This is a genomic window from Methylacidimicrobium sp. B4 (genome assembly GCF_017310545.1).
In the GTDB taxonomy this organism is placed as follows: Bacteria; Verrucomicrobiota; Verrucomicrobiia; order Methylacidiphilales; family Methylacidiphilaceae; genus Methylacidimicrobium.
In genome coordinates this window covers 2,005,413-2,031,867 of record NZ_CP066203.1, presented here as the reverse complement: position 1 = coordinate 2,031,867, position 26,455 = coordinate 2,005,413, and the positions used below count along the sequence as shown (strand labels likewise).

The 26,455-nt window shown below is 66.7% G+C and carries 25 protein-coding genes and 1 tRNA gene; 9 read left to right on the top strand and 17 right to left on the bottom strand.

Features of this window, described 5'->3' with window-relative positions; genetic code table 11:
* Together purL and MacB4_RS09540 are read right to left on the bottom strand one after the other, a co-directional pair.
* Nucleotides 1-2,259 (bottom strand): phosphoribosylformylglycinamidine synthase subunit PurL, encoded by a 2,259-nt coding sequence (gene purL / locus MacB4_RS09545; protein ID WP_206863603.1) that lies wholly within the window; start codon nt 2,257-2,259, stop codon nt 1-3.
* Nucleotides 2,256-3,407 (bottom strand): N-acetylglucosamine-6-phosphate deacetylase, encoded by a 1,152-nt coding sequence (locus tag MacB4_RS09540; RefSeq protein ID WP_206863602.1) that lies wholly within the window; start codon nt 3,405-3,407, stop codon nt 2,256-2,258. Before MacB4_RS09540 ends, purL begins: the two co-directional genes overlap by 4 nt.
* A 93-nt stretch (nt 3,408-3,500) precedes the next feature.
* On the opposite strand from MacB4_RS09540, the gene miaB reads away from it, so the two are divergent.
* Nucleotides 3,501-4,943, top strand: a complete 1,443-nt coding sequence (gene miaB, locus MacB4_RS09535) for a tRNA (N6-isopentenyl adenosine(37)-C2)-methylthiotransferase MiaB (protein ID WP_206863601.1) — start codon at nt 3,501-3,503, stop codon at nt 4,941-4,943.
* Here miaB and MacB4_RS09530 read toward each other — a convergent pair.
* The 3 genes from MacB4_RS09530 to MacB4_RS09520 form a co-directional block, all read right to left on the bottom strand.
* Nucleotides 4,918-6,015, bottom strand: coding sequence for an AI-2E family transporter (locus tag MacB4_RS09530; protein WP_206863600.1), 1,098 nt, complete (start codon nt 6,013-6,015; stop codon nt 4,918-4,920). The two genes, miaB and MacB4_RS09530, sit on opposite strands and share 26 nt — an antisense overlap.
* Before the next feature lie 66 nt (nt 6,016-6,081).
* Complete coding sequence (locus MacB4_RS09525; RefSeq protein WP_206863599.1) at nt 6,082-6,789, bottom strand: SDR family oxidoreductase; 708 nt, start codon at nt 6,787-6,789, stop codon at nt 6,082-6,084.
* 18 nt (nt 6,790-6,807) lie between these two features.
* Nucleotides 6,808-7,395 (bottom strand): 5-formyltetrahydrofolate cyclo-ligase, encoded by a 588-nt coding sequence (locus tag MacB4_RS09520; protein ID WP_206863598.1) that lies wholly within the window; start codon nt 7,393-7,395, stop codon nt 6,808-6,810.
* A 477-nt stretch (nt 7,396-7,872) separates the two neighbouring features.
* Here MacB4_RS09520 and MacB4_RS09515 point away from each other — a divergent pair.
* A tRNA-Thr gene (locus tag MacB4_RS09515) sits at nt 7,873-7,944 on the top strand.
* Here MacB4_RS09515 and MacB4_RS09510 read toward each other — a convergent pair.
* Nucleotides 7,944-8,306 carry an STAS-like domain-containing protein gene (locus MacB4_RS09510; protein WP_206863597.1) on the bottom strand — a complete coding sequence of 121 codons (363 nt, stop codon included), beginning with the start codon at nt 8,304-8,306 and terminating at the stop codon, nt 7,944-7,946. The genes MacB4_RS09515 and MacB4_RS09510 overlap by 1 nt on opposite strands.
* A 201-nt stretch (nt 8,307-8,507) precedes the next feature.
* On the bottom strand, nt 8,508-9,239 hold the full coding sequence (locus MacB4_RS09505; protein WP_206863596.1) for an endonuclease V: 732 nt from the start codon (nt 9,237-9,239) through the stop codon (nt 8,508-8,510).
* A gap of 119 nt (nt 9,240-9,358) precedes the next feature.
* On the opposite strand from MacB4_RS09505, the gene MacB4_RS09500 reads away from it, so the two are divergent.
* The 3 genes from MacB4_RS09500 (at nt 9,359) to MacB4_RS09490 (ending at nt 13,312) form a co-directional block, all read left to right on the top strand.
* A complete protein-coding gene (locus tag MacB4_RS09500; protein ID WP_206863595.1) occupies nt 9,359-10,018 on the top strand; it encodes a 2OG-Fe(II) oxygenase in 660 nt (219 codons plus the stop codon).
* 75 nt (nt 10,019-10,093) lie between these two features.
* Nucleotides 10,094-11,752: a SagB/ThcOx family dehydrogenase gene (locus MacB4_RS09495; protein ID WP_206863594.1), complete on the top strand. Its 1,659-nt coding sequence runs from the start codon at nt 10,094-10,096 to the stop codon at nt 11,750-11,752.
* Between the two features lie 84 nt (nt 11,753-11,836).
* Nucleotides 11,837-13,312 carry an NAD-dependent succinate-semialdehyde dehydrogenase gene (locus MacB4_RS09490; protein ID WP_206863593.1) on the top strand — a complete coding sequence of 492 codons (1,476 nt, stop codon included), beginning with the start codon at nt 11,837-11,839 and terminating at the stop codon, nt 13,310-13,312.
* Here the strand turns inward: MacB4_RS09490 and MacB4_RS09485 are convergent.
* The 3 genes from MacB4_RS09485 to MacB4_RS09475 all read right to left on the bottom strand — a co-directional run bounded on the left by MacB4_RS09485 (nt 13,250) and on the right by MacB4_RS09475 (nt 16,206).
* Nucleotides 13,250-14,812, bottom strand: coding sequence for a zinc ribbon domain-containing protein (locus MacB4_RS09485; protein ID WP_206863592.1), 1,563 nt, complete (start codon nt 14,810-14,812; stop codon nt 13,250-13,252). The two genes, MacB4_RS09490 and MacB4_RS09485, sit on opposite strands and share 63 nt — an antisense overlap.
* A complete protein-coding gene (locus MacB4_RS09480) occupies nt 14,812-15,321 on the bottom strand; it encodes a transposase (RefSeq protein ID WP_206863591.1) in 510 nt (169 codons plus the stop codon). The genes MacB4_RS09485 and MacB4_RS09480 overlap by 1 nt, the downstream gene beginning before the upstream one ends.
* A 117-nt stretch (nt 15,322-15,438) precedes the next feature.
* Nucleotides 15,439-16,206 carry a cyclase family protein gene (locus tag MacB4_RS09475; protein ID WP_242529219.1) on the bottom strand — a complete coding sequence of 256 codons (768 nt, stop codon included), beginning with the start codon at nt 16,204-16,206 and terminating at the stop codon, nt 15,439-15,441.
* 315 nt (nt 16,207-16,521) lie between these two features.
* On the opposite strand from MacB4_RS09475, the gene mdh reads away from it, so the two are divergent.
* On the top strand, nt 16,522-17,448 hold the full coding sequence (mdh, locus tag MacB4_RS09470; RefSeq protein ID WP_206863590.1) for a malate dehydrogenase: 927 nt from the start codon (nt 16,522-16,524) through the stop codon (nt 17,446-17,448).
* A gap of 205 nt (nt 17,449-17,653) precedes the next feature.
* Here the strand turns inward: mdh and MacB4_RS09465 are convergent, their stop codons facing one another.
* Together MacB4_RS09465 and MacB4_RS09460 are read right to left on the bottom strand one after the other, a co-directional pair.
* Nucleotides 17,654-18,013 carry a type II toxin-antitoxin system RelE/ParE family toxin gene (locus MacB4_RS09465; protein WP_206863589.1) on the bottom strand — a complete coding sequence of 120 codons (360 nt, stop codon included), beginning with the start codon at nt 18,011-18,013 and terminating at the stop codon, nt 17,654-17,656.
* Nucleotides 18,010-19,365, bottom strand: coding sequence for an exo-beta-N-acetylmuramidase NamZ domain-containing protein (locus MacB4_RS09460; RefSeq protein WP_206863588.1), 1,356 nt, complete (start codon nt 19,363-19,365; stop codon nt 18,010-18,012). The genes MacB4_RS09465 and MacB4_RS09460 overlap by 4 nt, the downstream gene beginning before the upstream one ends.
* A 126-nt stretch (nt 19,366-19,491) precedes the next feature.
* Here MacB4_RS09460 and MacB4_RS09455 point away from each other — a divergent pair, with 126 nt between their 5' ends.
* On the top strand, nt 19,492-20,538 hold the full coding sequence (locus MacB4_RS09455; protein ID WP_206863587.1) for an Mrp/NBP35 family ATP-binding protein: 1,047 nt from the start codon (nt 19,492-19,494) through the stop codon (nt 20,536-20,538).
* Nucleotides 20,539-20,957: 419 nt separating this feature from the next.
* Nucleotides 20,958-21,179, top strand: a complete 222-nt coding sequence (locus MacB4_RS09450; RefSeq protein WP_206863586.1) for a DUF4032 domain-containing protein — start codon at nt 20,958-20,960, stop codon at nt 21,177-21,179.
* 14 nt (nt 21,180-21,193) lie between these two features.
* Here the strand turns inward: MacB4_RS09450 and MacB4_RS09445 are convergent, their stop codons facing one another.
* Nucleotides 21,194-22,390, bottom strand: a complete 1,197-nt coding sequence (locus tag MacB4_RS09445; RefSeq protein ID WP_206863585.1) for an ankyrin repeat domain-containing protein — start codon at nt 22,388-22,390, stop codon at nt 21,194-21,196.
* Nucleotides 22,387-22,947 (bottom strand): DUF4337 family protein, encoded by a 561-nt coding sequence (locus tag MacB4_RS09440; protein WP_206863584.1) that lies wholly within the window; start codon nt 22,945-22,947, stop codon nt 22,387-22,389. The genes MacB4_RS09445 and MacB4_RS09440 overlap by 4 nt, the downstream gene beginning before the upstream one ends.
* A 220-nt stretch (nt 22,948-23,167) precedes the next feature.
* Between MacB4_RS09440 and MacB4_RS09435 the strand changes: the two genes are divergently transcribed.
* Nucleotides 23,168-23,332 (top strand): hypothetical protein, encoded by a 165-nt coding sequence (locus MacB4_RS09435; protein WP_206863583.1) that lies wholly within the window; start codon nt 23,168-23,170, stop codon nt 23,330-23,332.
* Nucleotides 23,333-23,344: 12 nt separating this feature from the next.
* On the opposite strand, the gene MacB4_RS09430 is transcribed toward MacB4_RS09435, so the two are convergent.
* Genes MacB4_RS09430 through MacB4_RS09420 form a run of 3 tightly spaced genes read right to left on the bottom strand, consistent with a single transcriptional unit; the run spans nt 23,345 to nt 26,346 of the window.
* On the bottom strand, nt 23,345-24,709 hold the full coding sequence (locus tag MacB4_RS09430) for a glycerate kinase (RefSeq protein ID WP_206863582.1): 1,365 nt from the start codon (nt 24,707-24,709) through the stop codon (nt 23,345-23,347).
* Nucleotides 24,710-24,735: 26 nt separating this feature from the next.
* Nucleotides 24,736-25,527, bottom strand: coding sequence for an ABC transporter permease (locus MacB4_RS09425; protein WP_206863581.1), 792 nt, complete (start codon nt 25,525-25,527; stop codon nt 24,736-24,738).
* 39 nt (nt 25,528-25,566) lie between these two features.
* Nucleotides 25,567-26,346, bottom strand: a complete 780-nt coding sequence (locus MacB4_RS09420; RefSeq protein WP_206863580.1) for an ABC transporter ATP-binding protein — start codon at nt 26,344-26,346, stop codon at nt 25,567-25,569.
* Nucleotides 26,347-26,455: the final 109 nt, after the last annotated feature.

The window sequence follows — 26,455 nt, the reverse complement described above, 5'->3', positions numbered from 1 at the left end:
CTATTCGAACTCGGCTTCGGGGTCCATGAGACCCGGCAGGGCTCCTCGCCAGAGCCGCTCGAGCTCCTCGACCTCGATCTCCAGCCGCTCGGTACCGCGCTCGAGCCGGAAGCGGGGGCCCGCGACCCGTCCGATCTGAAGCGCCTCGATCCCCCGGCGCACGCACTCCTCTTCCACCGCCCGGTCCTCCTCGGGAGCGACCGTGACGAGCACCCTTCCCTGACTCTCCCCGAAGAGAAGCTCTTCCGGGCTCGGCGAGGCCGGCAGCGTGACTTCTGCCCCCAGGCGCCCTTGCCCGGCCAGAGCAGATTCCAAGAGGGCGATCGCCAGCCCCCCATCAGAAAGATCGTGCGCGCTCACGAGGATCCCCCGGGCTCCGAGCGCTCGGAGCACCGACGAAAGCGCCCGCTCCTCCGGCAGGCGGACCTCGGGAGCGGCTCCCTCCCTCCATCCGAGAGCTTCCCAGGCGTAGATCGATCCCGAAACCCCGCTCCCCCAGCCCCCGAGGAGGAAGAGCAGGTCTCCCTCCCGCTGAAAGCCCAGAGGGGTGATCTCTTCCTCCCGGTCGATCGCGCCGACGGCGGCGACCACGGGCGAGGGGAGAATCGCGCCCGAGGGAGACTCATTGTAGAGACTCACGTTGCCGCCAGTGACGGGGAGCCCGAAGCTCCGGCAGCCCTCTGCGATTCCCTCGACCGCACCCCGCAGCTGCCCGAACGCCTCCGGGCGGTAGGGATCGCCAAAGTTGAGATTATCGGTGATGCCCAGCGGCCGTGCACCACTCACCGCGAGATTGCGTACCGCCTCGGCGACCGCCGCAAGCCCGCCCCGGTACGGATCGAGCAACGTATACCGGGCGTTTCCGTCCACCGTAGCGGCCAAATACTTCGTCTTTCCATCCAGCCGCACCCGGAGGACCGCCGCATCTGATTGTCCCGGGCCCATCACCGTGCCGATTCCAACCATCCAGTCATACTGGCGCCAGACCCACTCCTTGGACGCCAGGGAGGGGAGGGTCGCGAGCGCCTTCCAGGGCGTCCGACACTCCGCCAGGGAAAGCGGCGGCTTGGCGGGAGGACGAGGCGAAGCGATGCTCGCGATCTTCGCCTCCCGCTCATAGACGGGGGCCTCCTCCGTCAGCAGCCGAGCGGGCAGCTCCGCCGCGACCTTCCCGTTCCTCCGGTAACGGAGCAGACCATCGCCGCTCACGGTCCCGATCCGGCGGAGCGGCACCCCCCATTTGGCAAAGACCTCCTCGGCTTCCCCTTCTCTCCCCTTCTGGAGAATCAGCAGCATCCGCTCCTGCGACTCCGAGAGGAGGATCTCCGCCGCATCCATCCCCGGCTCCCGAAGCGGCACCTGGTCGAGGTCGATCTCCATGCCCGTCTCTCCCCGGGCCGCCGTTTCGCTGGTCGAGCAGCCGATTCCAGCCGCTCCCATATCCTGGACGCCGACCACCGCCCCCTTGCGGGCGAAAAGCTCGAGGCAGGCTTCCATCAGGATCTTGCCCATGAAGGGATCGCCGACCTGGACCGCGGGCCGATCCTCGCGGGAGTCGGTGCTGAGCAGCCGCGAAGCGAAGGCCGCCCCCTTGAGGCCATCCCGGCCCGTGAGGGAGCCCGCGACAAAGACGGGATTGCCCACCCCTGAGGCCGACCCCTTCTGGATCCGGTCCTGGCGCACCACACCCGCGCAAAAGACATTGACCAGGGGGTTGCCGTTGTAGGAGGGGTCAAAGGTCAGCTCCCCGCCGACCGTCGGAATCCCCACGCAGTTGCCGTAATGGGCGATCCCGCCGACGATGCCCCGCAAGAGCCGCCGGTTGTTCTGCGCGGTCGGGCCTCCTCCGCGGATCTCTCCCAGGCGCAGGGAATCCAGGAAGCAGATCGGCCGCGCTCCCATCGTGTAGATATCCCGCAGGATCCCGCCGACCCCGGTAGCCGCTCCCTGGAACGGCTCTACGGCACTCGGATGATTGTGGGACTCGATCTTGAAGACCACCGCCCAGCCGTCGCCGATGTCCAAGGCTCCCGCATTCTCCTCGCCCGCCCGGATGAGAACCCCCGGACCTTGCGTGGGGAACTTCCGAAGCTCCCGTTTCGAATTCTTGTAGCAGCAGTGCTCGCTCCAGAGGACCGAGAAGAGAGCGAGCTCCTCGGCATTGGGAGGGCGCCCGAGAGCCTCCTCGATCCGCAAGATCTCCTCCGGCAGCAGGCCGGACCTCTCCGCAAGGCTTTGTCTCTCCTCTTCGCTCGTCATGGTCGCTCCTGGTCCGAAAATACCGCTTCCCCCCGAAGGAATGTCCTCAAAAGGCGCGGCTCCGGCTCGTCGGCAAGCAAGCAAAAGCTCGCTTCCGCCCCCTCCTCCAAGCCGTGCCGAAGCGAGAGCCACCGCGCCGGCCGCACCGAGAAGGCCTCCCAACATTCGGCCCACGGACGGTCGAGGCAGGCCGCCGCCCGAAACACTCCAGCGAACGGGCTGAGCGTCGAGCCGGCCAGCCTGCCGGAAGCCCGGTCGACCGCCCTTCCTGCCTCGTCCACATCGACCTGGCGGTCCCCCAGCCGGTAGGAGCCCGCCCCCATCCCCGCTGCGGCGATCGCGTCGGTGATCAGGATGAGCCGATCCCCCAAGGCTCGCGCCACCGCCCGAAAGGCATGCGGCGGCAGATGAATCCCGTCGGGGATCACGCTCGCGTAAGGGAGGGTCGACCCGAGGGCGTGAACGAGCGGGTTTTCCCACTTCGGCAGCAGATGGGGCAGGCCGTTGCCGAGGTGAGTCCAGAGCGAGGCGCCCGCTTCGATCGCTCGCTCCAGAGCGGCTCCCATGGCGGCCGAATGTCCGATGGCGACTCGAACGCCCCCCTGCACGGCCGCTCGCACCAGATCGAGCCCCCGCTCCGAAGCCTCGGGAGCCGTCGTGATCATGCGGCAGCCTCCCCCACAGGCCTTCTGCGCCCAGGAAAGCCATTCCGGGTCGGCGGGCAGCATCCACTGCGGATCATGAACGCCGACATACCCCTCTTCCGGACGCAGGAACGGACCTTCCAGGTGAAAGCCGACGCAGTTCGCGGGCTCCTCCGCCCAGAGCTCGCCAAGCGCCGGAAGCAGCTCCCGGTAGGAATCGGCCGGACGGGTGATCACCGTCGCCAGAAAGTGGGTACAGCCGTGGGTCCACAAGCTTCGGCAGAGCCGTCGCCATCCCTCGCGATCGATCGGAGGGCCATTGAGATCGACTCCGCCAAACCCGTTGACCTGGATGTCGACCAGCCCGGGAGCGATCCAGGGGAGGTGCCGCGGATCGCGGCGGACGGGCACGATCCGGCGATAGAACGGAGGTTCCAGCTCGATGGCAACGACTTCCCCCGTCCGATAATGACGAGCCTCGACAACGATCACTTGACGCGACACCTTCGCCTCATCCTTGTATGCTCGCCGGCTCGGATTGGCAACCCAAGGAGGAGCGGAAGCTCCCTCCGAGCGAATGGCAACCGGGCGAACCCGATGAACGAGAGAAGGCCGCAAGACCCGACGGCTCCCGCCGTCTTCGTAAAAACCTACGGATGCCAGATGAACGTGCGGGACTCGGAAGCGGTGCTTTCCCGCTTCGTCGCCCGTGGCTACCGGATCGCCCGCTCGGAGGAGGAAGCCGACGTGATCCTGCTCAACACCTGCTCGGTCCGCGACATGGCCGAGGACAAAGCCTGCGGGAAGATGGACTCCTTGCGCGCCCGCAAGCGCGAAAACCCCGGCCTTGTCTTGGGCTTTCTCGGCTGCATGGCCCAGCGCCGGGGCGGAGAGCTCCTGCAGGAGTTTCCCGAGGTCGACCTGGTCCTGGGCACCCAGAAGCTCCACGAGGCCCCGGACCGGGTCGAGCGGATTCGCGCGGCGCGCGCCCCTTCCTCGGCGAGTTCGCCCGAGGAGCCCCCCCGGATCGTCGACATCGGGGCCGAAGCGGGCTCCCAAAACCAGGTACGCGACCATCTCCCGTTCACGCGGAAAGCCTCCGCGTTCGTCTCGATCATGCAGGGCTGCAACATGCGCTGCGCCTTCTGCATCGTCCCGGTGACACGAGGCCCCGAACGGGCCCGCCCGATGGAGGAGATCGAGAAGGAGGTCCGATCCCTGGCTGAACAGGGGGTCCGCGAGGTAACGCTCCTGGGCCAGATCGTCAACCTCTACGGCCGCCGGGAGCTCCCGAGCCGCCAGGGCCGCTCCCCCTTCGTCCAGCTCCTCGAGCGCGTCTGCTCGATTCCTGGCATCGCCCGCGTTCGTTTCACCTCCCCACACCCGATCGGCTTTCGCGAGGATCTGATCGCCGCGCTGCGGGACCTGCCCCCTCTCTGCGAGCATGTCCACCTGCCGGCGCAATCGGGCAGCGACCGGATCCTGCGGGCGATGGGACGGGGATACACCCGCTCGCGCTATCTGGAGCTGGTCGATCGGATTCGCTCGGCCCTTCCCGAGGCGACCTTGACGACCGACCTCATTGTCGGTTTCCCGGGAGAGGAAGAGGAGGACTTCGCCCAGACCCGGAAGCTCGTCGAATCGGTCCAATTCGACCAAGCCTTCATCTTCCGCTACTCCCCCCGCCCCGGAACGAGCGCCGCCGCACGCGCCGACTCGATCGGAGAAGAGGAGAAGCTGCGCCGCAACCACGATCTGCTCGCCCTCCAGGACGAGATTGCCCTGCGCAAGGCAAAGCAGATCGTCAACCGGGAGGTCGAGATCCTCGTCGAGGGAGAGAGCCGGAAGTCGGCCCATCGCTTCCAGGGGAGGACGCGCGGCAACCACCTCGTCCTCGTCCGGGCCGAGGAGCGCTGGCGGGGAGAGCTCCTCCCCGTCCGCATCGTCGAGACCACGGGATTTACCTTTTATGCGGAGCCGGTTCTCGTGGGGGAGCACGAGGAGGCGCCCCTCCCTACTCCTCCGCCGCTCGGCCGATAAAGTCGTACCAGGCCGCCAGAAGGGCGGCAATCACCGTAGGCCCGAGGAAGAGCCCCAAGAGGCCGAAGCTCGTGATCCCCCCGAGCGTGCCGAGCAGCACCCAGAAGAAGGGAAGATGGGCGGCTCCCCCGATCAGCCCCGGTCGAATAAAGTGGTCCGCGACGAAGAGAACGAGGGAGCCGAAGAGAAAGATCCCGATGGCGGTGAGCACACTTCCTTGGGCGTAGAGCATGATGCTCACCCCTCCAAAGACCAGCGGAGCCAGGAAGGGGACCATGGCCAGGATTCCGGTGAGGCCCCCGAGCGTGACCGGATCGGTAATGCCGGCCACCGCATAGGCGACTCCCAGCAGGATCCCTTCCCCAATGCTCACCAGCACCAACCCGTTGACCGTCGCTCGAATCGCGGAGACGCAGTGGCGCGCGTACTCGACCCCCACGCTGCCCACCAGCCGCCGGGCAAACCGGAGCGCCTGCTTCCCCAAGGCTTCGCCGTCCCGATAGAGGAAAAAGAGGGTCAGCAAGGTAAAGGCGAGCACCTCCGCCCGCCGCAGCATCTGGACCCCTAGCGTTCGCGTCCAGCGCAGAATGAAAGCCGGGTCCAGGTGCCCGAGAGTCATCTCCGCCGCGCCGGGACTCCCCAAAGAGGAGTTCCAGGTCGAGAAGAGCCAGGTCCCGACCGCCGGGATCCGGTTGAGCCAGTCCGGGGCCGGCAGCCCCGATTTCTGAATCGAAGTCAGCCAGCGCGCCAAGATCCGCGCCTCTTCCCCGAGCTTGATTGCCGCGTAGGTCAGCGGCCCGATCAGCGCGACGCCGATGACGAGGGTGAAGATCAGCGGCAGGACGATTCCGCGCATCCATTGGGGCGCGCGCAACCGGAGCCAGCGATAGAGGGGCCAGGACGCAACGGCAATGACCAGCGCCCAGGACATGGAGACCAGGAAGCCCCGGGTGGTCCAGATGCCCAGTGCCGCCAGGCAGAGCGCCAGGACGACCCGCGTGTTCGCCTGGAAGGCTCCACTTTGTTCCTCGCCCGGCTCTTCAGTCAGTGGATCGAGCTTGGAAGAAGGCATCTACGCCCGAGATTACCTCGCCCGACCAAAAGCGCCACCGCTTTTTGCCCCGGAGAGCGCCCGAGCCTATTCCGCACCCCGTCGCCCGAGGACGATCTCGCCCGGCCAGGCGGCCGGAGAGAGCCGGAGGAGGTAGAGCACCGTTTCCGCGATGTCCTCCGGCTGGAGGTAATCGGCTCCCGATACGCCCGTCATCGGTGTCGCGACCAGAGCGGGGCAGATCGCGACCGCCTTCACCCCCTTTTCCCTCCCCTCGTCGGCCAGGGCGCGCGTCAGCCCGACGATGCCAAACTTCGTTGCGCTATACCCGCCGGTCCCGGCCCAAGCGTCCACGCCCGCGAGCGAGGCAATGTTGCAGATCAGGCCCCCTCCCGCAGACGCGATCCTTGGGAAAGCCGCCCGGCTGCACCAGAACGTCCCATGGAGATTGGTATCGACCATCTCTCGCAGATCAGCCGTCGAAAGCGAGGCGACCGGAGCGAACCGTCCGATGCCCGCACTGTTGACCAGGATGTCGAGCCTTCCCCGCCAGGCCGCGGCTCGCTCGACCAGCCGCTCGCACTCCTCCTCCCGCCGCACGTCGGTCGGGATCGCGATCCCCTCTCCTCCCGTCTCCCCGCAAAGCCGTGCTACCGCTTCACACGCCTCCCCCCTCCGCGCGGCCACCACGACCGACGCGCCCTGTCCCGAAAGCCCGAGCGCCACCGCCCTCCCGATGCCGCTGCTTCCACCGGTGACGATCGCCACCCGACCCGTGAGAAACTCCCCCGCCATCGCCCTCTCCCTGGCTGGTTACTCCGTCCGAATCCGAATCGTCTCCTTTTCCGTGATCACGACGTCAAGCCGCTCGTCGTGCCCTTCTGCAGCCACCTTGGAGAGCTCCTGCCAGGAAAAGAAGTAACCGACCCGCAGGATCTGGGCACGGGTCTCCGCCAGCGTCCGGTCGTAATAGCCGCTCCCCCGCCCCAACCTCATCCCCTCCCGGTCGAACCCGAGCCCGGGAATGAGCAAGAGATCGACCTCGACCTTCCCGTCCCCTCCCGACGGAGGAGGCTCCCGAAACCGGAGCGGACCCGGCCGCAGCGATTCGACCGCGTCGACCTCGGCGAAACCGAGGCTCCGGCCGGCACCCCGAAAGAAGGGATAGAAGACCCGCTTGCCCTCCGCCCGAGCTCGCGGGAAGAGAAGATCGGTGTCCGGCTCGCTGGAAAGCGAGGCGTAGAGTGCCACGCGCCGGACCGCTCCCCACTCGGGAAGGCACGGCAGCCGGTCCGCGAGCCGCAGGCTTGCGGCCGCTCGCTCCTCTTGGCTCCGTGCGGCCAGCCTCAACCGAAGCAGCCGCCGCTGCTCCTCCTTCTCCGAGGGCGAAAGCCGGGTCATGAACGCATCCAAAACGCGATCCCCGCTCCGACGCAAGAGCAAATCGGCGTTCCGCCGCGTGGCCGCCGGCCACTATGGACCCAGCCTGGCCTTACTCGTGGATCCGGCGGCAAGGGAAACGCGACAGCCAGCTCGAAAAGAGGCTGTGCGCCAAGGATTGCGGCTTCGGGGACGAAGGCTTCGCTTCAGGGGAGGGGGAGGGATCGTCTTTCTTCTTCTTTCTCCTCTTCGGTCTCTCCCCGTTTTTTTCCATTCCTCTTTCCCCAATCAGCGCAATTGCAAGAATGGTACACTTTAGCTAAATCCCGAACGGCTTGTCAAAAGCCCTTGGTGAAATTCGGCCGATACCTGCGGTAGGGGTTTCCCTCCCTTTTCCATACCGGGTTTCCCCGAGTACCTGGCGGGTAGCCGCGAGAGGTGCGGCCATTTGACATCGCCCCGCCGCCAACCTACGATCAAGGCGTTCCCCATCTCTTCGCCGGCTTAGCTCAGCGGCAGAGCAGCAGTTTTGTAAACTGCGGGTCGTGGGTTCGAACCCCACAGCCGGCTCACGGACCGAAGGCGGGTTCCCCGCAAGCCTCCACCGTTGGCAGGGCCTCGCGCGGCTTTCCCTCTTTCTCCGAGCGTGCCAGCCGCTTTCCTCGCTCGATCCCGTGCGCAACGGCCGAGACGAGGAAGCCCCGAATCAATGGAGAGCAATTCTTGAACCGGACCCGATCGACCAGATCGTCGGGATGGTCCTCGGCCAGATTGCCGAAAAGCGCGTGGGCAAACGATTCGTTCATGTTCGTGACACCATCAAAATCGAAGATGACCCGGCCGTGTAAGGCGAGCTTGGCCTCTATTTCGTTAAAACGGAAGGCATTGGCCTCATCGCCGTCTCCCAGGAACGTGCCGAAGAGCTCTTTCATCGAGAACTCCTGACTCATGCGAACAACCTAGCGTCGGGCTCTTCCCCTGGCAAGCCTTCCACCGTCCCATCCGGGAAAGCTTGCTGCTTCGCAACGGCCAAATCAAATCGGCGGCCTCGACCACGGAATGCGCCTTCCCATGCTTCCCGGGATCCGGACATTGACCGAAGAAGAGGATGGTCGTGGGCAAGGGAAGCTCCCTTAGTCCCTCCCTCCGCGGCTCCCCTCCAGGGCTCGCGCCTCGCGCGCGAGCCTGCGCGCCTGCCGCAAGGGCTCAGGCGTGCGGTAGCGAGGGCTCAGCGCCAAGAGAAGCTCCGCGGCCGCCTCTGGCTCCGTCCTCCAGCCCGCATGGGCCACCAGCGGTGCCTTGCCCTCCTGGGTCCGCACCCAATAGGCGACGACGCTTCCTCCCAACCAGAGAGCCGAGAGCGATCCGCGGGGCTCCCCCGGCGGCCTTCCGCAAGCCAAGAGCGGGTTGCGGGTCACTCCCACCGAGGGAAGGCCGAGCTTGGCCCCGAGATGGAGCGCCAGGCCGGCTCCCCGTGGATGGTCACGGCCGGTCGCGTCGACCAGCAGGAGCTCCGGCCGATCCGGGAGCCTTCGGATCGCTTCTTCGAGCAGCGAGCCCTCCCGCAGCGCCAGGAGCCCCGGCTCGTAAGGGACGCTTGCCACCCCTCTGGCCACTCCTGCACCCAGCAGCCTGCCCGACTGGACGAGCGCCGCCGCAGCCCAACCCGCCTCCCCCGCATGCCCGGGGCCCCGCCTTCCCCGCGAAAAGCACAGGAAGCATCCGGCGACCAGAAGCGGCCGGGCGGGCGGCTTCCACATTTCCTCTTCTGCTTGGCCGAGGCTCTCCTGGAGAATAACCAGCTCCTCGACCGTCGTTGGCCAGAGGAGAGCCGGCTCTCGCCCTTCTTCTCCGTCCCCTTCCATTCCCTTGATCCTACAGGAACGAAATTTCATTGGCCCCCTTCCGGGGGGTGGAATTACGATCTTCCCTGATCGCTGCCCGAGTGCCAGCCGATTACGGGCGCGAGGAAGGGACGGACCGCATGCCCAACCTTGTCCGCTTCGAGGCATTCACTTCGGCGCCCTTGGTCGCCGATCCCTTCGAGCATGTCCTCGTCCGGGATTTCCTGCCCGCCGATCTTCGGGCGTCCTTCGAAAAGGAGTTTCCCGCGATCGACAAGCCGGGCGTCTTTCCGGTCCAGGTGCTTCGCTACGGTCCACTCTTCGCCGCCCTCCTGGAGGATCTCCAAGCCCCTTCCTTCCGCGACGCCGTCTCCCAAAAGTTCGCGGTGCCGTTGGAAGGGAAGCCCGCCTTGGTGACCGTCCGAGGTCGCTGCGGGCCGCGCGACGGTCAGGTTCACACCGATTCGGAGACCAAGATCCTTACCCTCTTGCTCTATCTCAACAGCCGCTGGGAAGCGGATAGCGGGCGGCTCCGGCTGCTGCGCAGCTCGAACATCGACGATGTGGCCGTCGAGCTCTCTCCCGAGTGGGGGACGCTCCTTCTCTTTCGCCGCTCCGACCGCTCCTTTCATGGGCACCGGCTCTTCGAAGGGGAGCGGCGCGTCCTGATGGTCAACTGGTTGACGAGCCAGGAAGTTCTCGACCAGGAGCTCCGCCGCCATGGCCGCTCAAGCCTCATCAAGAGCCTGATCCCCTCCGGGATGCTCGAGCGGCTTCATTGGCGGAAGGTCTCCCGGTAGGCCCGCGCGCCACCGGGCCCGAGGAACGAGTCGATTGCTTTTTGGGCCCTTCTCCCCAACTTTGGAAGCGATCCGATGGGCTCCTCGATCCTCGCCTACCATGCCGCCTCCAAGCACTCCTTTTCGGGCTATGCGGATGGACCAGGCTTCCTCGACTGGGAGACCCAGCCCGACCCCTTCCGCCGCTTCGAGGGCAGCCCGGAGATCCCGCTCCCTCTCCCTTCTGAAGAAGCGGGCCCCCCCTACGACCGTCTCTTCGACGAGGCCCCGGAGGCCATACCGCTTTCCTGGGAGTCTCTGAGCCGCTTCCTCTTCGAGAGCCTCGCCCTTTCGGCTTGGAAGCAGGCTCCCCACTCCCCACCCTGGTCGCTGCGCGTCAATCCTTCGAGCGGAAACCTCCATCCGACCGAAGCCTACCTCCTTCTTCCCCCGCTCCCCGGGAACCCGAGCGCCGGGGTCTTCCACTACTCCCCCCTCCAGCACAGCCTCGAGGCTCGCCGCTGGCTCGAATCCGGCCCATGGGAGGAGATCGTCGCCCGCTTTCCTCCGGGAACCTTCCTGGTGGCGCTCACCTCGATCTACTGGCGCGAGGCGTGGAAATATGGCGAGCGGGCCTACCGCTATTGCCACCATGACCTGGGGCATGCGATTGGCGCCCTCGCGCTTTCCGCCAGGATGCGGGGATGGCAGGCGTCCATCCTGCCGGCGGTGGGGTCGCCCGAGCTGGCGCGGATCCTCGCGACCGAAAGCCAGCGAGGGCCGGAAGCGGAGCACGCCGACTGCGTGCTGGCCATCTCTCCAGGCCGGGAGACCCGCCTGGATGCGCAGACCCGGGCCTTTCGCCTTCCCGATACGCTGCTCAGCGCCCTGCGGGACGAGCCTCCGCTGGGGCATCCCAACCGCCTTTCGACAGACCACCTCCCCTGGCCGCTCCTGGAAGGGGCGATCGCCTCCACCCTCTACCCCGGTGGATGGTCGGGAGAGGAAGGGGCCGCGGCCCTCTCCTCCTCGCACGTCTCGCCGCCCTCCTCCCAAGGGGCGGGCGCTCTCGTCCGCCGGCGGCGGAGCGCAATGGCGATGGACGGAAAGACCTCGATCTCCCGGGAGGCTTTTCTGCACATCCTCTCCCAGCTCCTGCCCGGGCCAGCCGCCTTTCCCTTCGCCGTTCTTCCCTGGCACCCTCGGGTCTCCCTCGTTGTCTTCGTCCATCGGGTCGAGGGCTTGGTCCCTGGACTCTACCTCCTCCTCCGCTCGGCCGCCCACGAAGCCTCTCTCCGCCACGAGCTGCGCCCAGAGTTCGCCTGGCAGCCGCCACCCGGCGTTCCACGAGCATTTCCCTTCTTCCGCCTCGTGGAGGGCGACTTCCGGGAGCTGGTGGCCAAGATCAGCTGCTTTCAGACCATCGCTTCCGGAGGCTGCTTTGCCCTGGCCATGCTTGCCGACCTCTCCCGCATCCACGATCATCCCTGGCTCTATCCGCGCCTCTTCTGGGAATGCGGGCTCATCGGCCAGTTCCTCTACCTGGGTGCCGAAGCGGCAGGGCTCCGCGGAACCGGGATCGGCTGCTACTTCGACGATGGCCTCCACGAGCTCGTCGGCATTCGCGGGCTCCCGTGGCAGAGCCTCTATCACTTCACCGTGGGCGGAGCGGTCGGCGACCATCGCCTCCAGACGCGGCCCGCCTATGCCCACCTCCACCGGCCCGCTTCCTCCCGAGCACCGGCGGAGAGCTAGGCGGCGGCTTTGCGCTCGCCGAGCGAGCCATTTTCCTCTACGCTTGCGGGGAAGCTACCCTCTCCCTTTCCGCCCGGAGCCCCTATGGATCCATCCCTTGCCGATCTCTCCCAGGCGTTTGTCGCCGGCTCCTGGATCGAGACCGCGCGGACCTTCCCGGTGAGAAGCCCGGCGACCGGCACCCTGCTCGCGGAGATCGCCGACTGCAATGCGAAGGAGGCCCGAGCCGCAATCGAGGCGGCGGCGCAGATCTTCCCCGCGTGGCGATCGGCAACCCCTTACCTCCGTTCCGACCTCCTCCGGAAGTGGCGCGAGGCGATCCTCTCCCATGCGGAGGCGCTCGCCCGAACGATGGCTCAGGAGATGGGCAAGCCCCTCGCCGAGGGCAGGCGGGAGATTCTCTACGCGGCCAGCTTCCTCGACTGGTATGCCGAAGAGGCCAAGCGGATCTACGGAGAGACCGTTCCGAGCCAGCACCCGCAGAAGCGCATTTTCATCCGCTACGCGCCCGTCGGGCCCGTCTACGGGATCACCCCGTGGAACTTCCCCGCCGCGATGGTGACCCGGAAGGTGGCCCCCGCGCTCGCCGCCGGCTGCCCCTTCGTGCTCAAGCCCGCCGAGGCGAGCCCGCTCACCGCCCTCTTTCTGGCCAAGCTCTGGGAAGAGTCCGGGGGATGGCCCGCGACCTTCCAGGTCCTCCCCAGCTCCGATCCCGAAGCCCTCTCTGAGCCCTTGCTGGATGATCCCCGCATCCGCAAGCTCACCTTTACGGGAAGCACTCCCGTAGGAAAGCGGCTCTACCCGCGGAGTGCGGCAACTCTCAAGCGGGTGAGCCTCGAGCTCGGCGGTGGCGCCCCCTTCCTCGTCTTTGCCGATGCCGATCTTGGGAAGGCGGCCGACGGGGCGATCACCGCCAAGTTCCGGAATGGCGGGCAGAGCTGTGTTGCGGCAAACGCCTTCTACCTCCAGAAGGAGATCGCTCCCGCCTTCCTGCGCCTCTTCACCGAGAAGGTCGCCTCGCTCCGGTCGGGAGATCCCCTCGAGGAGGCAACCCAAGTGGGTCCGCTCGTGAACGCGCAGGGCTTGGCCAAGGTCGCGGAGCTCGTGGCGGACGCCCGGAGCCGGGGAGCCAGAACCCTGCTCGGAGGTCCGACCTGCGGCCTCTTCTTTCCTCCGACCCTCCTCACCGAAGTGCCTCCTGATGCCCGCATCCTGGAGGAGGAGACCTTCGGCCCGGTCGCCCCCCTCTGCCTCTTCGAGAGCGAGGAGGAGGCGCTGGCCGCCGCCCGCCGCGGCCGGGCGGGCCTGGCCGCCTACCTGTGGACCCGCGACCTCGGTCGGGCCTTCCGCTTCGCCGAGGAGATCCCCTACGGAATCATCGGCGTCAATGACGCCCTCCCTTCGACCGCCCAGGCTCCCTTTGGCGGGGTCCGCGAATCGGGCCTGGGCCGCGAGGGGGGCAAGTGGGGTCTCGCCGAAGGGTACTATCGCGTTGACTCAGGCAGCCACAAGGGCTGGAGTATCGGGCGATTTCATGGACGCCTCGCGGCGTTCGGATGACCTCACCACGGGCAACGGCACTCCACCGAAGTAGGGATTGGTGGATCGTGGGTCGGCGGGGGCACCCCGGCTCCCGGTTCTGCCCAGGCTCAGCGCCCGGACAGGTCGCTCCCCGAACTCGCGCACGAGCTCGGCAAGGACCGCAGCCTTCCCCTGGAAGAGCCAACCATTGGGGCGCGCACGGCGCGCTTCGATGTTGGCCGCCGCATTGAGGTCGGCGTGCATTTGGTGACCGCACCAAAGGCAGACGAAGGTCTTCTGGTCGCGGCGGTTCCGCTTGTCCACATAGCCGCAACCGGAACATGCCTGAGAGGTGTATGCGGCGTTGACCTCGGCGGAGGGGATTCCGAAGCGCTCCTCCAGGTCGCGCAACTTCTCCTGGACGATCGAGCGTCCGCAGTTGCGCAGGATCGCGTTGAGCCGCCTTGAGAGGTCGGAGTGGCGGAAGTCGAGCCGCTCCAGCACCAACTCCTTGGGCTTGCCCTGCTCGACAAGGCGGTTGAGCACGCGGCCGACCTCGGTGCGAAGGAAGCCGCGCACATCCTCCACCAGCGCCCGATACCGCTGGCTCTCGCGTGGCCTGCGTCCGGCACGCTGCTGGCTGGCCGCGATCAAGGCAAGCAGCGCGTCGTACCGCTTGAGCCGCTTGAGCCAGCCCTGGCCGAGCAGCCGGCCGTCGGATGTGGCCAAGAGCGTGGACAGCCCAAAATCAAGCGCCAGCGCGCCGTGGCCGTCGTAGGCGGCGCGGCTTTTGGCGCAGACCTCGCCCATGTCGGTCACCACGCCGAAGCTCAGGCGACCCTCGCGCTCGTTCACCTGGATGCCGTTGGTCACGCGGCCAGGACGCTTGGCATGGTAGTCGTAGGTAAGCAGCGGGATGGCGATCTTGCGCCCCTTCTCGAGCGTGGAGAGGCTCACCCACCAGCCGACCCTGCCACCCTGCGTCGCCTGGATGGGGCGGGCGATGCTCCCTGCGCGGTGGTCGAGGCGCATGGAGATGCGCGAGAGGTCCGGGCGGCGATGCCGCGCCATGCAGTGGCGCATCATGGCGCGCGCCAGCCGTCGCACGGAAACCGGAATCACCTCGCCCGTCTCTCTCCTCGCCACCTCGCCGCGCCGGAACCACGCGCCCAGGCCGTTGATGGCGTGGAGCATCTGCTTGGTGGCGGGTGTCAGCGTGCTGTGGTTGACCAGGTCTCGAAACTCATTGGCCCGGTTGCGGATCCAGCCCTGGAGCTGCCCGACGACCTGCCAGCGGGCCATCTGGACGCGGTTGGCCGCGCCGATGACGGCGGCGAAGGTGACCTTGTCCACGTCGTGGTTCTTCTCAAAGCGGCCCGTCTGAAAGAAGAGCCGCCACTGTTCCCGGCCCAGCAGCACCGCACCCCGGCGGTAGGCTCTAAGCAGCGCGCGCACGGCCGCCTCTTTGCTGGCCGTCAGGTTCGACGGCAACAGGTCGGTCCGATGGACGGGCGGATGCTCGGGCTTGGTGCGGGCCATCAGGCGGTTCCTGGGAGAAAGCGGTAAGGCAGCGTGCGCCCAACGCCGCCCTCGCGTTCCGGCTTGGCGCGCTTTTGCGGCGGCGCTCCGGCATGGGTCTTGTCGATCTCGGCGAGGTTGGACAGCAATGGGCTATCCTCGGCCATCATGGCGCGGATGCGGTGGCCGAGGTGCCACGCCGTCTCGTAGGATACGCCCAGCATCTCCGAGAGCTTCACGGCGGAGATGCCCTTGCTCGACGCGACGATGAGGTAGATGGCCTGCGCCCAGGTGAGCATCGGCAGGTGGGTGCGGTGCATCGGCGTGCCAGCGGTGACCGAGAACTGCCGGTTGCAGGCGGTGCATTGCCAGCGGCGGATCGTCCGCAGCCAGGAGGCGCGGTTGACGCATCCGCACACCGGGCAGATCGGGCCGTCCGGCCAGCGGGCGCGCTCAAACCACGCCCGCGCGGCGTCCTCGTCCGGGAAGAGATCGTGGAAGGCGCGGAGCGTGAGGGCGGTGCCGGTCATGATCAAAATCTAGGGATTGTGACGGTCTGCGTCAAGCTGATAGGCCCGTCGCCGAATATCTCGAGCCCCAATACCTCTCTCTCGGCTTGGGCTGAGGCATTCTCGTCCATGCCCCGATCACGCAACGACGGCAAAGACCCGGGCCGGGGCCCCGCTCCCCCCCGCGATCTTCATCGGGATGCCATAGAGCGTCGCTCCCCGCGGGGGGAGCCTCTCGAGATGGGCGAGATTCTCGAAGCCCGGCCTCCCCGCCCCGAGCCAGATCTGATGAGCGGGAAAATCGACGGCGCGGCCCGGATCGAGGCTCGCCGTATCGATCGCCAGCGCCGCCACCTTCCGCTCGCGGAGAAGGAAGGAGACCGCTTCGGGTGAGAAGCCCGGGAAATGGAGGTTCTGCACCTCCCCCCACCGGTCGCTTCCCAGGTAGCGCTTCTTGTCCGGCCAGTAGCTCCCCCAGCCCGAGTGGGCGACCACAATCGCTCCCTCGGGCAGCGGGCCGTGCCGTGCCTCGTCCCTCTCGATGTCAGAGACCGAGAGCGCGCTGTCGGGGTCCTCCTCCGCTCGCTCCCGAAAGTCGATCAGGCAGGCGGGGCCGATGCAGTGGGTCAGCGGAACCCGATCGGCGGAAGCTCCTCCCTCCGAGAAGTGGAGCGGAGCATCCATGTGGGTGCCACCATGCTCGGGCGCGGAAAACTTGCCGGCCGCATAGAAGTGGCCCCTCCCGGCCACCCGCCCGTGCTGCTCATACCAGTAGTGGAATCCCGTCTCGGTCGGCCAGTAGACGGTCCGATCGTCGAACGGATAGGAAAGATCGATCACTTCCCCGGCGCTCAACCTCATCTCCCCGCAGCCGGAAGCCGCAATGCGCAACCGCTCCCCGCGCATGGCTTCTCCAAGGCGCTGGAGGCTTTTTTTCCTTTTCGGCTCCGAATGGCAAGCGAGAATGCCATCTCCCCATCCCTCTTCGGGGGCTGCTCCCGGCGCGGAGTGCTGGGGGAGTGCGACCGATCGGGCCACCCTCCCCCAGCGAGGAGAACAGGCAATGGCTAAGGCCAAGGAAGCACGACTCGTGCCAAAGAGGATCGCTTCTCCCGGAGAAGGTCCCCTCGCCGTCCCATCCCGGCAACGGTGCGCTGGGGAGCGGCCTTCCTCACGGAAGTTCTTTCCTAAATGCCGTCGAGGAGCCAAAAAGGACCCGGCATGAAGATCGCGGTCATTGGTGCGGGATTTGTCGGCTCCACCACGGCGCAGCGGCTCATCGAGCGGAACCTGGGCGAGGTCGTCCTCTACGACATCGTCGAGGGCCTTCCGCAAGGAAAAGCCCTCGACATGATGGAATCCGCCCCGATCCTGGGATTTGAATCCCGCGTCGTCGGGACGAACGATCCCAAGGATCTCTCCGGATCGGCGCTCGTCGTCGTCACCAGCGGGATCGCCCGGCAGCCGGGGATGAGCCGCGACGACCTTCTGGAGCGGAACGCCGGCATCGTGGCCTCGGTCGCCGATCACCTCCGCGAGCAGGCACCCCAGGCGATCGTGATCGTGGTGACCAATCCGGTCGATATCCTCACCCATCTGACGGCGGTGAAAGTGGGCACTCCCAAGGAGCGCATCCTTGGCATGGGGGGCATCCTCGACTCGAGCCGCTTCCGCCATTTCATCGCGATGGAGCTGGGAGTCGCCCAAGCCGACGTCGACGCCATGGTTCTCGGGGGCCACGGGGATGACATGCTGCCCCTTCCTCGGTTTGCCACGGTCAACGGGGTTTCGATCGAGGCCCTGCTCTCCCAAGAGCAGATCGAGAAGCTCGTGGCCCGAACCCGGGATGGCGGAGCCGAGATCGTCCGCCACCTCAAGAAGGGGAGCGCCTACTACGCCCCGGCGGCGGCCATCACCCAGATGGTCGAAAGCATCGTGCGCGACCAGAGGCGACTCCTGCCCTGCTCCGCCTGGTGCAGCGGGCAATATGGCATCACCGGCCAGTTCGTCGGAGTGCCGGTCATCCTCGGTCGGGAGGGGGTCGAGAAGATCGTCGAGCTGCCGCTCAGCGCGGCAGAGATGAAGGAGCTGCACACGAGCAGCGCCCATGTGGCCTCGAAGATCGCCCAGCTCCAGATCGCCGGGTAGAGGAAGCGGGTGTCTTCTCGTGGCTGCAGCGCAAATGCGGACGGACGCCCTCCGGGGCCACGAAAGTCGGTCGTTCCGAGGAGATCAGAACCGTTTGCGATCCTGCCTGGGAGGCGGTCTTACCATCCGACTTGGCGGAGCCGATCTTCCGAAATGGACGACAACGAAATCCGATTTGGGCGACACAAGCCTCGTCCGGGGGAAGCTAGCTTTCCCGCCCGTCGATCATCCGCCAGAAGGCGGGGCTCTTCTGCAGCTCCTCATCCTCGGCCAAGGGCAGGTTGCTCCGAAAGAGAAAGTCGGCGAGCGTGTTCTTGTGGAGGATCCGGTAGACCTGAACCCCGCCACTGGTCAGGGCAAAATAGATCCGGTAATCCCGGCAGCGGAAGCGGCGCAGCTTCTGCCCCTCCCGCTCGAGCGTTCCGAGCTTCTCCGACGCGCCCTCCTGGAGCTCGCGCGGCAGGACCTCGAATTCGGCGAGCACCTGAAGCTGGATGTCCTTGGGAAGCGCGGCAAGCTCGGCCAGGCTCGCCTTGCTAAATACGATCTGGAAGGGATGGCTCACCGCTCCTTTGCCTTTGCGGGGACCGGTTGCGCCTTCGGAATGACCGGCTCCCCCGCATCCGCGGGAAGGCGCCCGCTCCCCGTTGCTCCAAGCGGAGCATGCGCGGAGACCTCCGGGTAGAGAAGATATTTTTGACGGCGCACCCGATATTCCTCGAGGTAGGGCTCCCAGCTCTCCCACACCTCCTGGATCGACTTCCCCTGCTGGAGCGCCAGCCGGACCGAGTCGCCACCGCAGAGCTTGTCGAACATCGCGGAGTCCTCCGCCCGCATTCCCGCGATCGGAGAGCCGTTGAGCGCCTTGTTTACCTCTTCCAGGAGCGTGAGCGCCGTCGGGATCAGCGGCACGCTCCGCGGATCCCGGAGGTGGATCTGCACCCCGCCGTAGACTGGGTTGCGCGCCTCCTTGCCAAAGAGCCGGTACCGGGCCGGCCGGAAGACCAGCCCCGAGATGCCACGCTGGCCGAGGGTCCGAGCGAAGGCATAGGGATCGAGTGCCGAAGAGCCGACCAGGGCGAAGGGGAGCGGGGTACCGACGCCATTGTTTACGCCGCTCATCTCCCCGAGCAGCCCGGTCAGCACATAGAAGAAGGCACTCTCGGGCTCGGGAATGTTGGGTGAAGGGGGGATCCAGAGCAGGCCCGTATCCTCCCAGAGCATCTCGCGGCGCCAGCCGTTCATGGTCACGACCGTCAGTCGGGGCCGCTTGCTGATCCACTGCTCCCCGGCGATCATCTGCGCCAGCTCTCCGGCGGTCAACCCATAGACATAAGGAACGTCCCACTCGCCGACGAAGGAGCGGAAGCGCGATTCGAGCGGCATCCCCTCGCTCCGCACGCCTCCGAGCGGGTCCGGGCGGTCGAGGACGCAAAACTCCTTGCCGTTTTCTCCAGCCGCCTCCATCGCGAGCCCGAGCGTGCTGATGTAGGTGTAGCTCCGGCAGCCAATGTCCTGAACATCGTAGACCAGGATATCGACCTCCCGGAGCATCTCGGGAGTCGGCTTCCGGGTATCTCCAAAGAGGGAATAGATCGGCAGGCCGCTTCTGGGGTCCCGAAGGGAATCGACCTTCTCTCCCGCCCAGGTCGTTCCGTACAGACCATGCTCCGGGGCGAAGATGGCCGTCAGACGCACTCCCGGGGCATGGAGCAGAAGATCCAAGGTCGAAACGCCGTTCTTGTTGACTCCCGAGGCATTGGTGATCAGCCCGACTCGCTTTCCCTGGAGCTCGCGAAATTGGCGCTTCGCCAACACATCGACGCCCAGGTCGACCGCAGCCGCGGCTTGCAAGGCGCGGGGCAGAGTCGATAGTAAAATCAGGAAGCTGAACGAAAAGCGGATGAGTTGCTCCATATGCGAGTAGGAAGCAGGGCCTTTCATACGGACTTGGGCCGTTCCAGGTCAATAGCGATGCGTGGATTGCCCGTCTTTGCACGCTTCCCCCTTCCCCGCGAGATCCAGAAACATCGATAAGATCCTATGCCAGAGCCCATTACCCCCGAAGCGGTCCGTCAGCAGCTCCGAGGGGTCAAGTACCCCGGATTCAGCCGCGATATCGTCTCCTTCGGCCTCGTCAAGGAGGTCGCCGTCGAGAACGGGGCGATCTCCCTCCGGATGGAGCTGACGACGACCGATCCCCACATCCCCGCACAGATCGAGGAGCAGGTGCGGGAGCGCCTTTCCGGGCTTCCGGGGGTCGCACGAGTAGACGTAGCCATCGCGACCGCCGGAACCGCTGCGGGCCGCACCCGGGAGGCCGCCCCTTCCCCAGTCCGCCACATCATCGCGGTGGCGAGCGGGAAGGGCGGCGTCGGCAAGTCGACGGTTGCGGCCAACCTGGCGATCGCCCTCCAGAAGGAGGGGGCCCCGGCGGTCGGCCTCTGCGACTGCGACATCTACGGGCCCAGCATCCCGCTCATGCTTGGCACCCAGGAATCGCCGCGGGTCACGCCCGAGCAGCGTCTTGTCCCGATCGAGCGATTCGGCTTGCGGGTCATGAGCATGGGCCTCTTGCTCGACACCAATCAGCCGGCGGTCCTCCGCGGACCGCTCGTGACCCGCTACACCCAGGAGTTCCTTCGGAACGTCGATTGGGGCGATCTCGACGTCCTCGTCCTCGACCTTCCACCCGGAACCGGGGACATCCAGCTGACGATCGTCCAGACCGTCCGCCTCTCGGGAGCGGTCGTCGTCACGACCCCGCAGGAGGTCGCCTTGATCGACGCCCGGAAGGCGGTCGGGATGTTCGAGAAGGTCAACGTGCCGCTCCTCGGCGTCCTCGAGAACATGAGCTACTTTCTCTGTCCCAACGATCAAAACCGCTACGACATCTTCGGGTCGGGCGGCGGGCGACGCGAAGCCGAGCGGATCGGCGTCCCCTTCCTGGGAGAGATCCCCTTGGAGATCGCGATCCGGGAGTCGGGCGACCTGGGGGCGCCGATCGTGCTCGCCGAGCCGGACCGGCCTTCGAGCCAGGCGTTTCGCGCTGCTGCAAAGAAAATCCTTGACAGCCTATCCGCCTCATAGTTCTAATCGCCCGCACAATTTGTGGCGCGGGGGAAGGCCTGCCGCCTTCCTTCGGATTCGGGAACACGAGGAGCTCGAGGAATTGGTTTGCGCAGATCGATGCCGAAACGCGACAGCGCGCTGGGTCGAGCGATTGCCCCAAGCGGGTCATTGCCGGCAGAAGGCCAGAACCCTCCTTGGCACATCCGGGGCGGAGCGAGCAGCGCATCGGCTGCCAGCGGAGAGAGAGTCGCTGAGAGCGAGAGCGCGCCAGAGCGCGATCCATGATGCCGCTTCCTGCCATTACGGAAGCAGACGCTGCAGCTTTGCGGAGCCGGACGGGCTTCTCCCCATCCTCGATCTCCCTCTCAACCAGGAGGGGCTTTGACGTGAGGCGCCTGGCGTTGGCAAGCCCAAGCAGAAGGGTCGCAGCGAGCTCCATGGATCGCTTTTCCGAAAGAGACTTGTCCCCGGGGGAAGAGGAATCCCTGCTGACGAATTCCGCCCTCTATCGGGAATATCTCGAGGAGCGGGAGGAGATCCTGAGGCACAAATGGCTCGAGAGCGAGAAGCGGGGTCGTGACATCGGCTTCGAGAAGGCGCTGCTCGACTGGATCCTCCACCACCGGGCGGCTTGGCGCGAGCAGCGGCACCACGAATAGTTCCGCCCGCGTTTTCAGGGGCTCTCTTCCAGCAGCTTCGCCAACGCGGGCTCTGGCAGGTGGCGAGCCATCTCCGCGGCGGTTTCCCCGCTCCCGTTCCTCACCGTGTGCGCATCGGCGCCATGCTCCAGGAGCAGCTTGGCCATCTCCAGGTCCCGCCGTTCCACCGCGAGCATGAGCGGGGTCATTCCCCTCCGGTCCTGCACATTCGGGTTGGCGCCCTGCAGCAGCAGGAAGGTCGCGACGGACCGATACTGCAAGGCCACGCACCGGTGAAGCAGCGTCTCCCCCGTGTCCGCGGCGGCATTGACCCGGAGACCGCGCTTGAAGAAGCCCTGGAGCATGGCGACGATCGCCGCCGGGTCCGCAGCCGAGGGGAGTGCCGCGACCAGAGCGGAGGCTTGGCGAGTCGGATCGGCTCCGTAGCGGTCGACCAGGAGCTGGGCGAGCTCGGGATCGCGCCGCGTCGCCTCCACGAGCGCCGAATCGGGGCCGCCGTAATCGATGGGGTAGCGCGGTTCAGCGGCCAGGATCTTCTCCAGGCTCGCTGGCGAGCGGGCGTCGATCGCCTCGCGCAGGGCCAGGAGCGTCTTGCGGCGTCGGGCACCCTCCCCGGCCCCTTCTGCCTCCCCACCCGACGCATCGGCGAAGCCGACCGCTTCCCCTTCCCCCCGGCCCCAGACGATCCTCACCTGCCGCCGGGAGACCTGCTTGGGGAAGACCGCCGCCGCCATCTCGGCGAGGCCCACCGTGCCCGCCGCCGTCACCTCTCCGCCCGCGAAATGACCCTGCTCGTCTGGGAGGGAGCCCGGACGGATCAGGAAGAAGGAGAGCTTCTGCCGGCGGAAATAGGGAGCCCGGGAGGCGACCATCTCGTTGTAATAGGAGAGGTAGGCGTCCTGCAGAAGCCGGTCGAGAGCTTCCCGGGGCCTGAGGCCGTCCTCCGAAGAGGGGAGGACGAGCAGGCAGGCAATGTCGCTTTCCCCCTCTTCCTGGCCCTTCGACAAGGACGAATCCTGGTAGCCGACGATGTCGGGAGCGCGGTGCAGATAGATCCACCGCCCCCCTTCCGGGAAGCTCCGCGCCTCCCCGAGGTCGACAGCTCCCGGGGCGCGGACGATCCCCGCCAGCCAGAGACAGAGGACGATGGCCGCGAGCCCGCGCGGGCCGCACCTCCGAGCTCCTCCTTGCCCGAACGCCTCGCCCCTCACCGAGATCCCCAGAGAAAGAGCAGGGCGCCCCCCAGAGCGATCCCCAGAGAGAGAAACCAGGCGCTCTTCCGCTTGACCAGGGCGGCCACCGATCCCACGGCGGTCGCCAGCTGGAGGAGGACCGTCGCTACCCGGAGGAGATGGTGCCGGTGGAGCGCCCGCTCGCTTTCGGCCATTCGGGCCGCGACCTCCCGTTCCCACTCCTCGGCCTGCTGCTTGCCCAGCGCCTTCTCCTGCTCGAAGCGCGCACTCTCCCGCAGGAAGAAGGGATCCGGCTTGAGCCGGTTGGCCACCTGGTAGAGGCTTTCCCGAAGGACCTTCCCTTGGAAATAGCCCCACGCATCGGTCGCCTTGTTCTGCAAGAGCACCGCCTCGTTGCGCAAGAGGATCATCCTGGTCACCTCCTCCTCCGATACGGTGCCCACGATCGTTCCCAGCACGGCCATGAGGATGATCGAGAACGAGAGGTAGAGCAGCCACCTGTCCTCCCTCTCCGCTTCCCGGAGAGCATCCACTACGACTTCGCGCGTCTGATCCCGCAAGGTCTCATCATCCATGGACACCCGTGCTTCTCCAGGAATTGCCCGCTCGTTCGCCGAAGGGCCCTCCCCGAGGATAGAGGAAACTCCGTGCGAAGGCCACTGACTTGGAGGCTTGCCAAAGAAGCCATCGAAATATCTTTTTGTCTGGACATGCCTATTTTGTTTGCTTATAAGCATCGCATCGTCACGCGAGCATTATCAGGCAAGATGCACAACGAGAAGAACTGGTACTATTATGATTATTAATTTGATTGCCGCTTTGGCCACAGGAGTGGCAACCTCTTGCGGCCTCTTGCTTCTCTTTCTCCTCTTTGGAGGCTGGATCGTGGCTCTTGGGGCCGCGGCCGCCTTCAGCTGGCTGCAGGGCGATCGTCCCGACTCCCCGGCGCTGCCCGAATAGCTTTCGGACACGCTACCGGGCCAGCAGCAGGCTGAAGTCGTTGACGTTGGTCCCGGTCGGCCCGGTCCGCAGCAGGCCGCCTGCGGCCTGAAAGAAGGCGAGCGAATCGTTGCTTGCCAGCAGGGTGGCCGGATCGAGTCCGGCGGATTCCGCACGCATCCCGCTCTCTCCGTCCACCAGAACTCCGGCCGCCTCGCTGCTCCCATCACTCCCGTCGCTCGCCAGGGAGGCCAGCAGCACCCTCCGCCCCAGCCCCGCCAGACAAGAGGCGGCAGCCAGACCGAGCTCGAGGTTCCGTCCGCCCCGCCCCGTTCCCGTCACACGAACCGTCGTCTCTCCGGCGGCCAGGAGCAGGCAAGGACGCGGAAGGGGACGGCCGTAGAGGGCTTCCTCCCGGAGGATGTTTCCGAGAAGGAGGCCCGCCGGGGCCGATTCTCCTTGGAGGGAGCTTGTGAGGCAGGCCGCAGCAAAGCCTTGCTCCCGGGCCGAGCGGAGGATCGCCGCAACCGCATCCTGCGCGCTCCCGACACAGAGGTTCTCGACCCGGGCAAAAGCGGGATGGCCCGGTTTCGGAGTCTCCGGGAGCGTTCCGGCCAGGCCGGCGATCAGCCGGTCCCGTACCGCGACCGGAACCCGGTCGCAGAGATCCCTCCGCTGGAGCACTCGCCACGCATCGGAGAAGCGCGAAGGATCGGGCATGGTGGGGCCGGAAGCGACCATGTCGATCCGGTCTCCGACCACGTCGGAAAGGATCAAGCCGAGGAGTCGGGTCTTGGGGGCCAGAAGCGGGATGCCACCTCCCTTGAGGAGGTCGAGATGCTTCCGGACGATGTTGACCTCCTCGATCGGGGCCCCGCTCCGCTGCAGGAGCCGGGTCGTCTCCTGCAGATCGGCAAGCTCGAGCCCGGCTGCCGGCAGGCTCCAGAGCGCAGAGGCCCCTCCCGAGAGAGCGACCACCACGAGGTCCTCGGGTCTCGCTCCTTGGAGCCGCCGGGCCACCTCCTCCGCGCAGGAGCGGCTCGCCTCGTCGGGAAGCGGATGGCCCGCCTCCCGCACCGGGAGGGCGAGCGGGGGAAGGAGGGCCCCCGGGGGCACGGTCACAAGCCCGCCCGACAGCCGTCCCTGGAGAAGCTCCTCGAGCGCCGCGGCCATTCCCCCGGCCGCCTTGCCCGCGGCGAGCAGGAGCACCTTTCCCCCGGCGAGCGGGAATTCCCGCCCGCCCGCCCAGAGGCTCTCGCCCTCCCTCCGCACCGCGCGGCGGATCGCTTCCGCGGGATCGACCGCCCGTAGCCCGGCCTCCAGCAGCGACAGGGCGCATCCCGCGAGCCCTCCCCGGTCGAACCTCGGATCGGCTCCCTCGACGGCAATCCGGACCATGGCCTTCTCCCGAAACTTCCCGCCCGTTACTGGGTTCCGATCTTCGCCAGCAGCCCCTTCCGCCGCGCCGCCGTGAAGAGAAGGCCGAACCAGGCGCCGGCCAGAGCCAGGTAGACCAGGTTGAGGAGGGTCGCGTAGGCGAGCTCTCCCCAGGCGGAACGCCCGCGGAGGGCGAGCCGCATCCCCTCGAAGGCATGGGTTGCGGGGATCGCCCAGCTCAGCGGTCGCAACCAAGACGGAAGGGTGCTGACCGGGTAGAAGACGGCCGCAAAGGGCTGGATCGCAAAGGGGATCGCCCACGCGAGCGCTTCCGCGGCCTGGCCCCAGCGAAGCAAAAGCCCGGTCGTCGCGATCCCGAGCGACCAGCCCATCAAGAGGAGATTGGCGAAGAGCGGAAGGAGCGCCGGGCCGATCGCGAGCAGATTGAACCGATAGAGGCAAAAGGCGAGCAGACCCAGATAGGCCCCCACCACCAACGTCTTCAGGATCCCCACCAGGCAGGTCGCCCCCACGAACTCGGTGACGCGCACCGGAGCTGCAAAGAGATTGAGCAGGTTACGCGACCAGATGTCCTCGAGGAAGGAGAGCGTGATTCCCTGTTGCGAGCGGAAGATGATGTCCCAAAAGATCACCGCTCCCACGAGGAACGCGATCCCCGCGGGAAGCACCCGCCCCTCCTGCTGCAGGTAGAGAGTCAGGAAGCCCCAGACGAGCAGGTCGATGGCCGGCCAGAAGAAGATCTCCAGCAGCCGCAGGAGGCTCCGTTGGTAGACGTAGGTATAGCGGAGAACCAGGGCTCCGACGCGCCGAGGGTTCATCCGGGTTTCCCTCGGGCCTGCAACCGATCGCACCGGATCCTATCCGCTCCCACCGTGATTCCCTCCGGGCTCTTCGGGAAGGGTCTCCTCTTCTTCCCGAGCCAATTGAATGAAGAGGGTCTCCAGGTCCTCGCAGCGGAAGCGCTGCAGCACTTCGGCCGGGCTCCCCTCGGCAAGAAGGCGTCCTCGCCGCAGAAAGAGGACCCGGTCGCAGACCTCTTCCACCTCGCGCATGTTGTGCGAGGTATAGAGCATGGCGATTCCCCGCTCGACCTGGAGCCGACGAAGCAGTCGGCGAACCTTGTCCGCGATGTCGGGATCGAGCCCCGCCGTCGGCTCGTCGAGGAGCAGGAGCTCCGGATCGTTGAGCAGCGCCTTGCAGAGGCTCACCCGCGCCGCCTCGCCCGCGGAGAGCTCTCCGGCGACCCGATCGCCCAGCGGGCCGATCTCCAGATCCGACAAGAGCCCGGCGATCTTCTCCCGCGGCCGGGCGACCCCGTAGATCCGGGCGAAGACCATCAGGTTCTGGCGAACGGTCAGGTTCGAGGGGAGGAGCGCATACGCCGAGGCAAAGTTGGCCCGCTCGAGGATCGGAACCCGCATCCTGGGCACCGGCAGGCCGAAGATCTCGACCTTGCCCGCGGTGGGAGTGGTCAGGCCGAGCAGGAGATGGACGACGGTCGTCTTCCCCGCCCCGTTGGGTCCCAGCAGCCCGAGCGCCTCTCCCCGGCGCAGGGAAAAGGAGAGCCCGCTCACCACCGGTTGGCCGGGCGAAAACTCCTTCCGCAACCCCTCGACCCCGACGACAACCTCGCTCATGTTCTGCCTTCCTTTCCCCGCGTCCTGCGCGATCATGGCAGAAAGGAGGAGCAAAAGAAACGCACTCCATTTCTGTCGCCTCTCCCGCACCCAGGCGGTAAAACGGGAC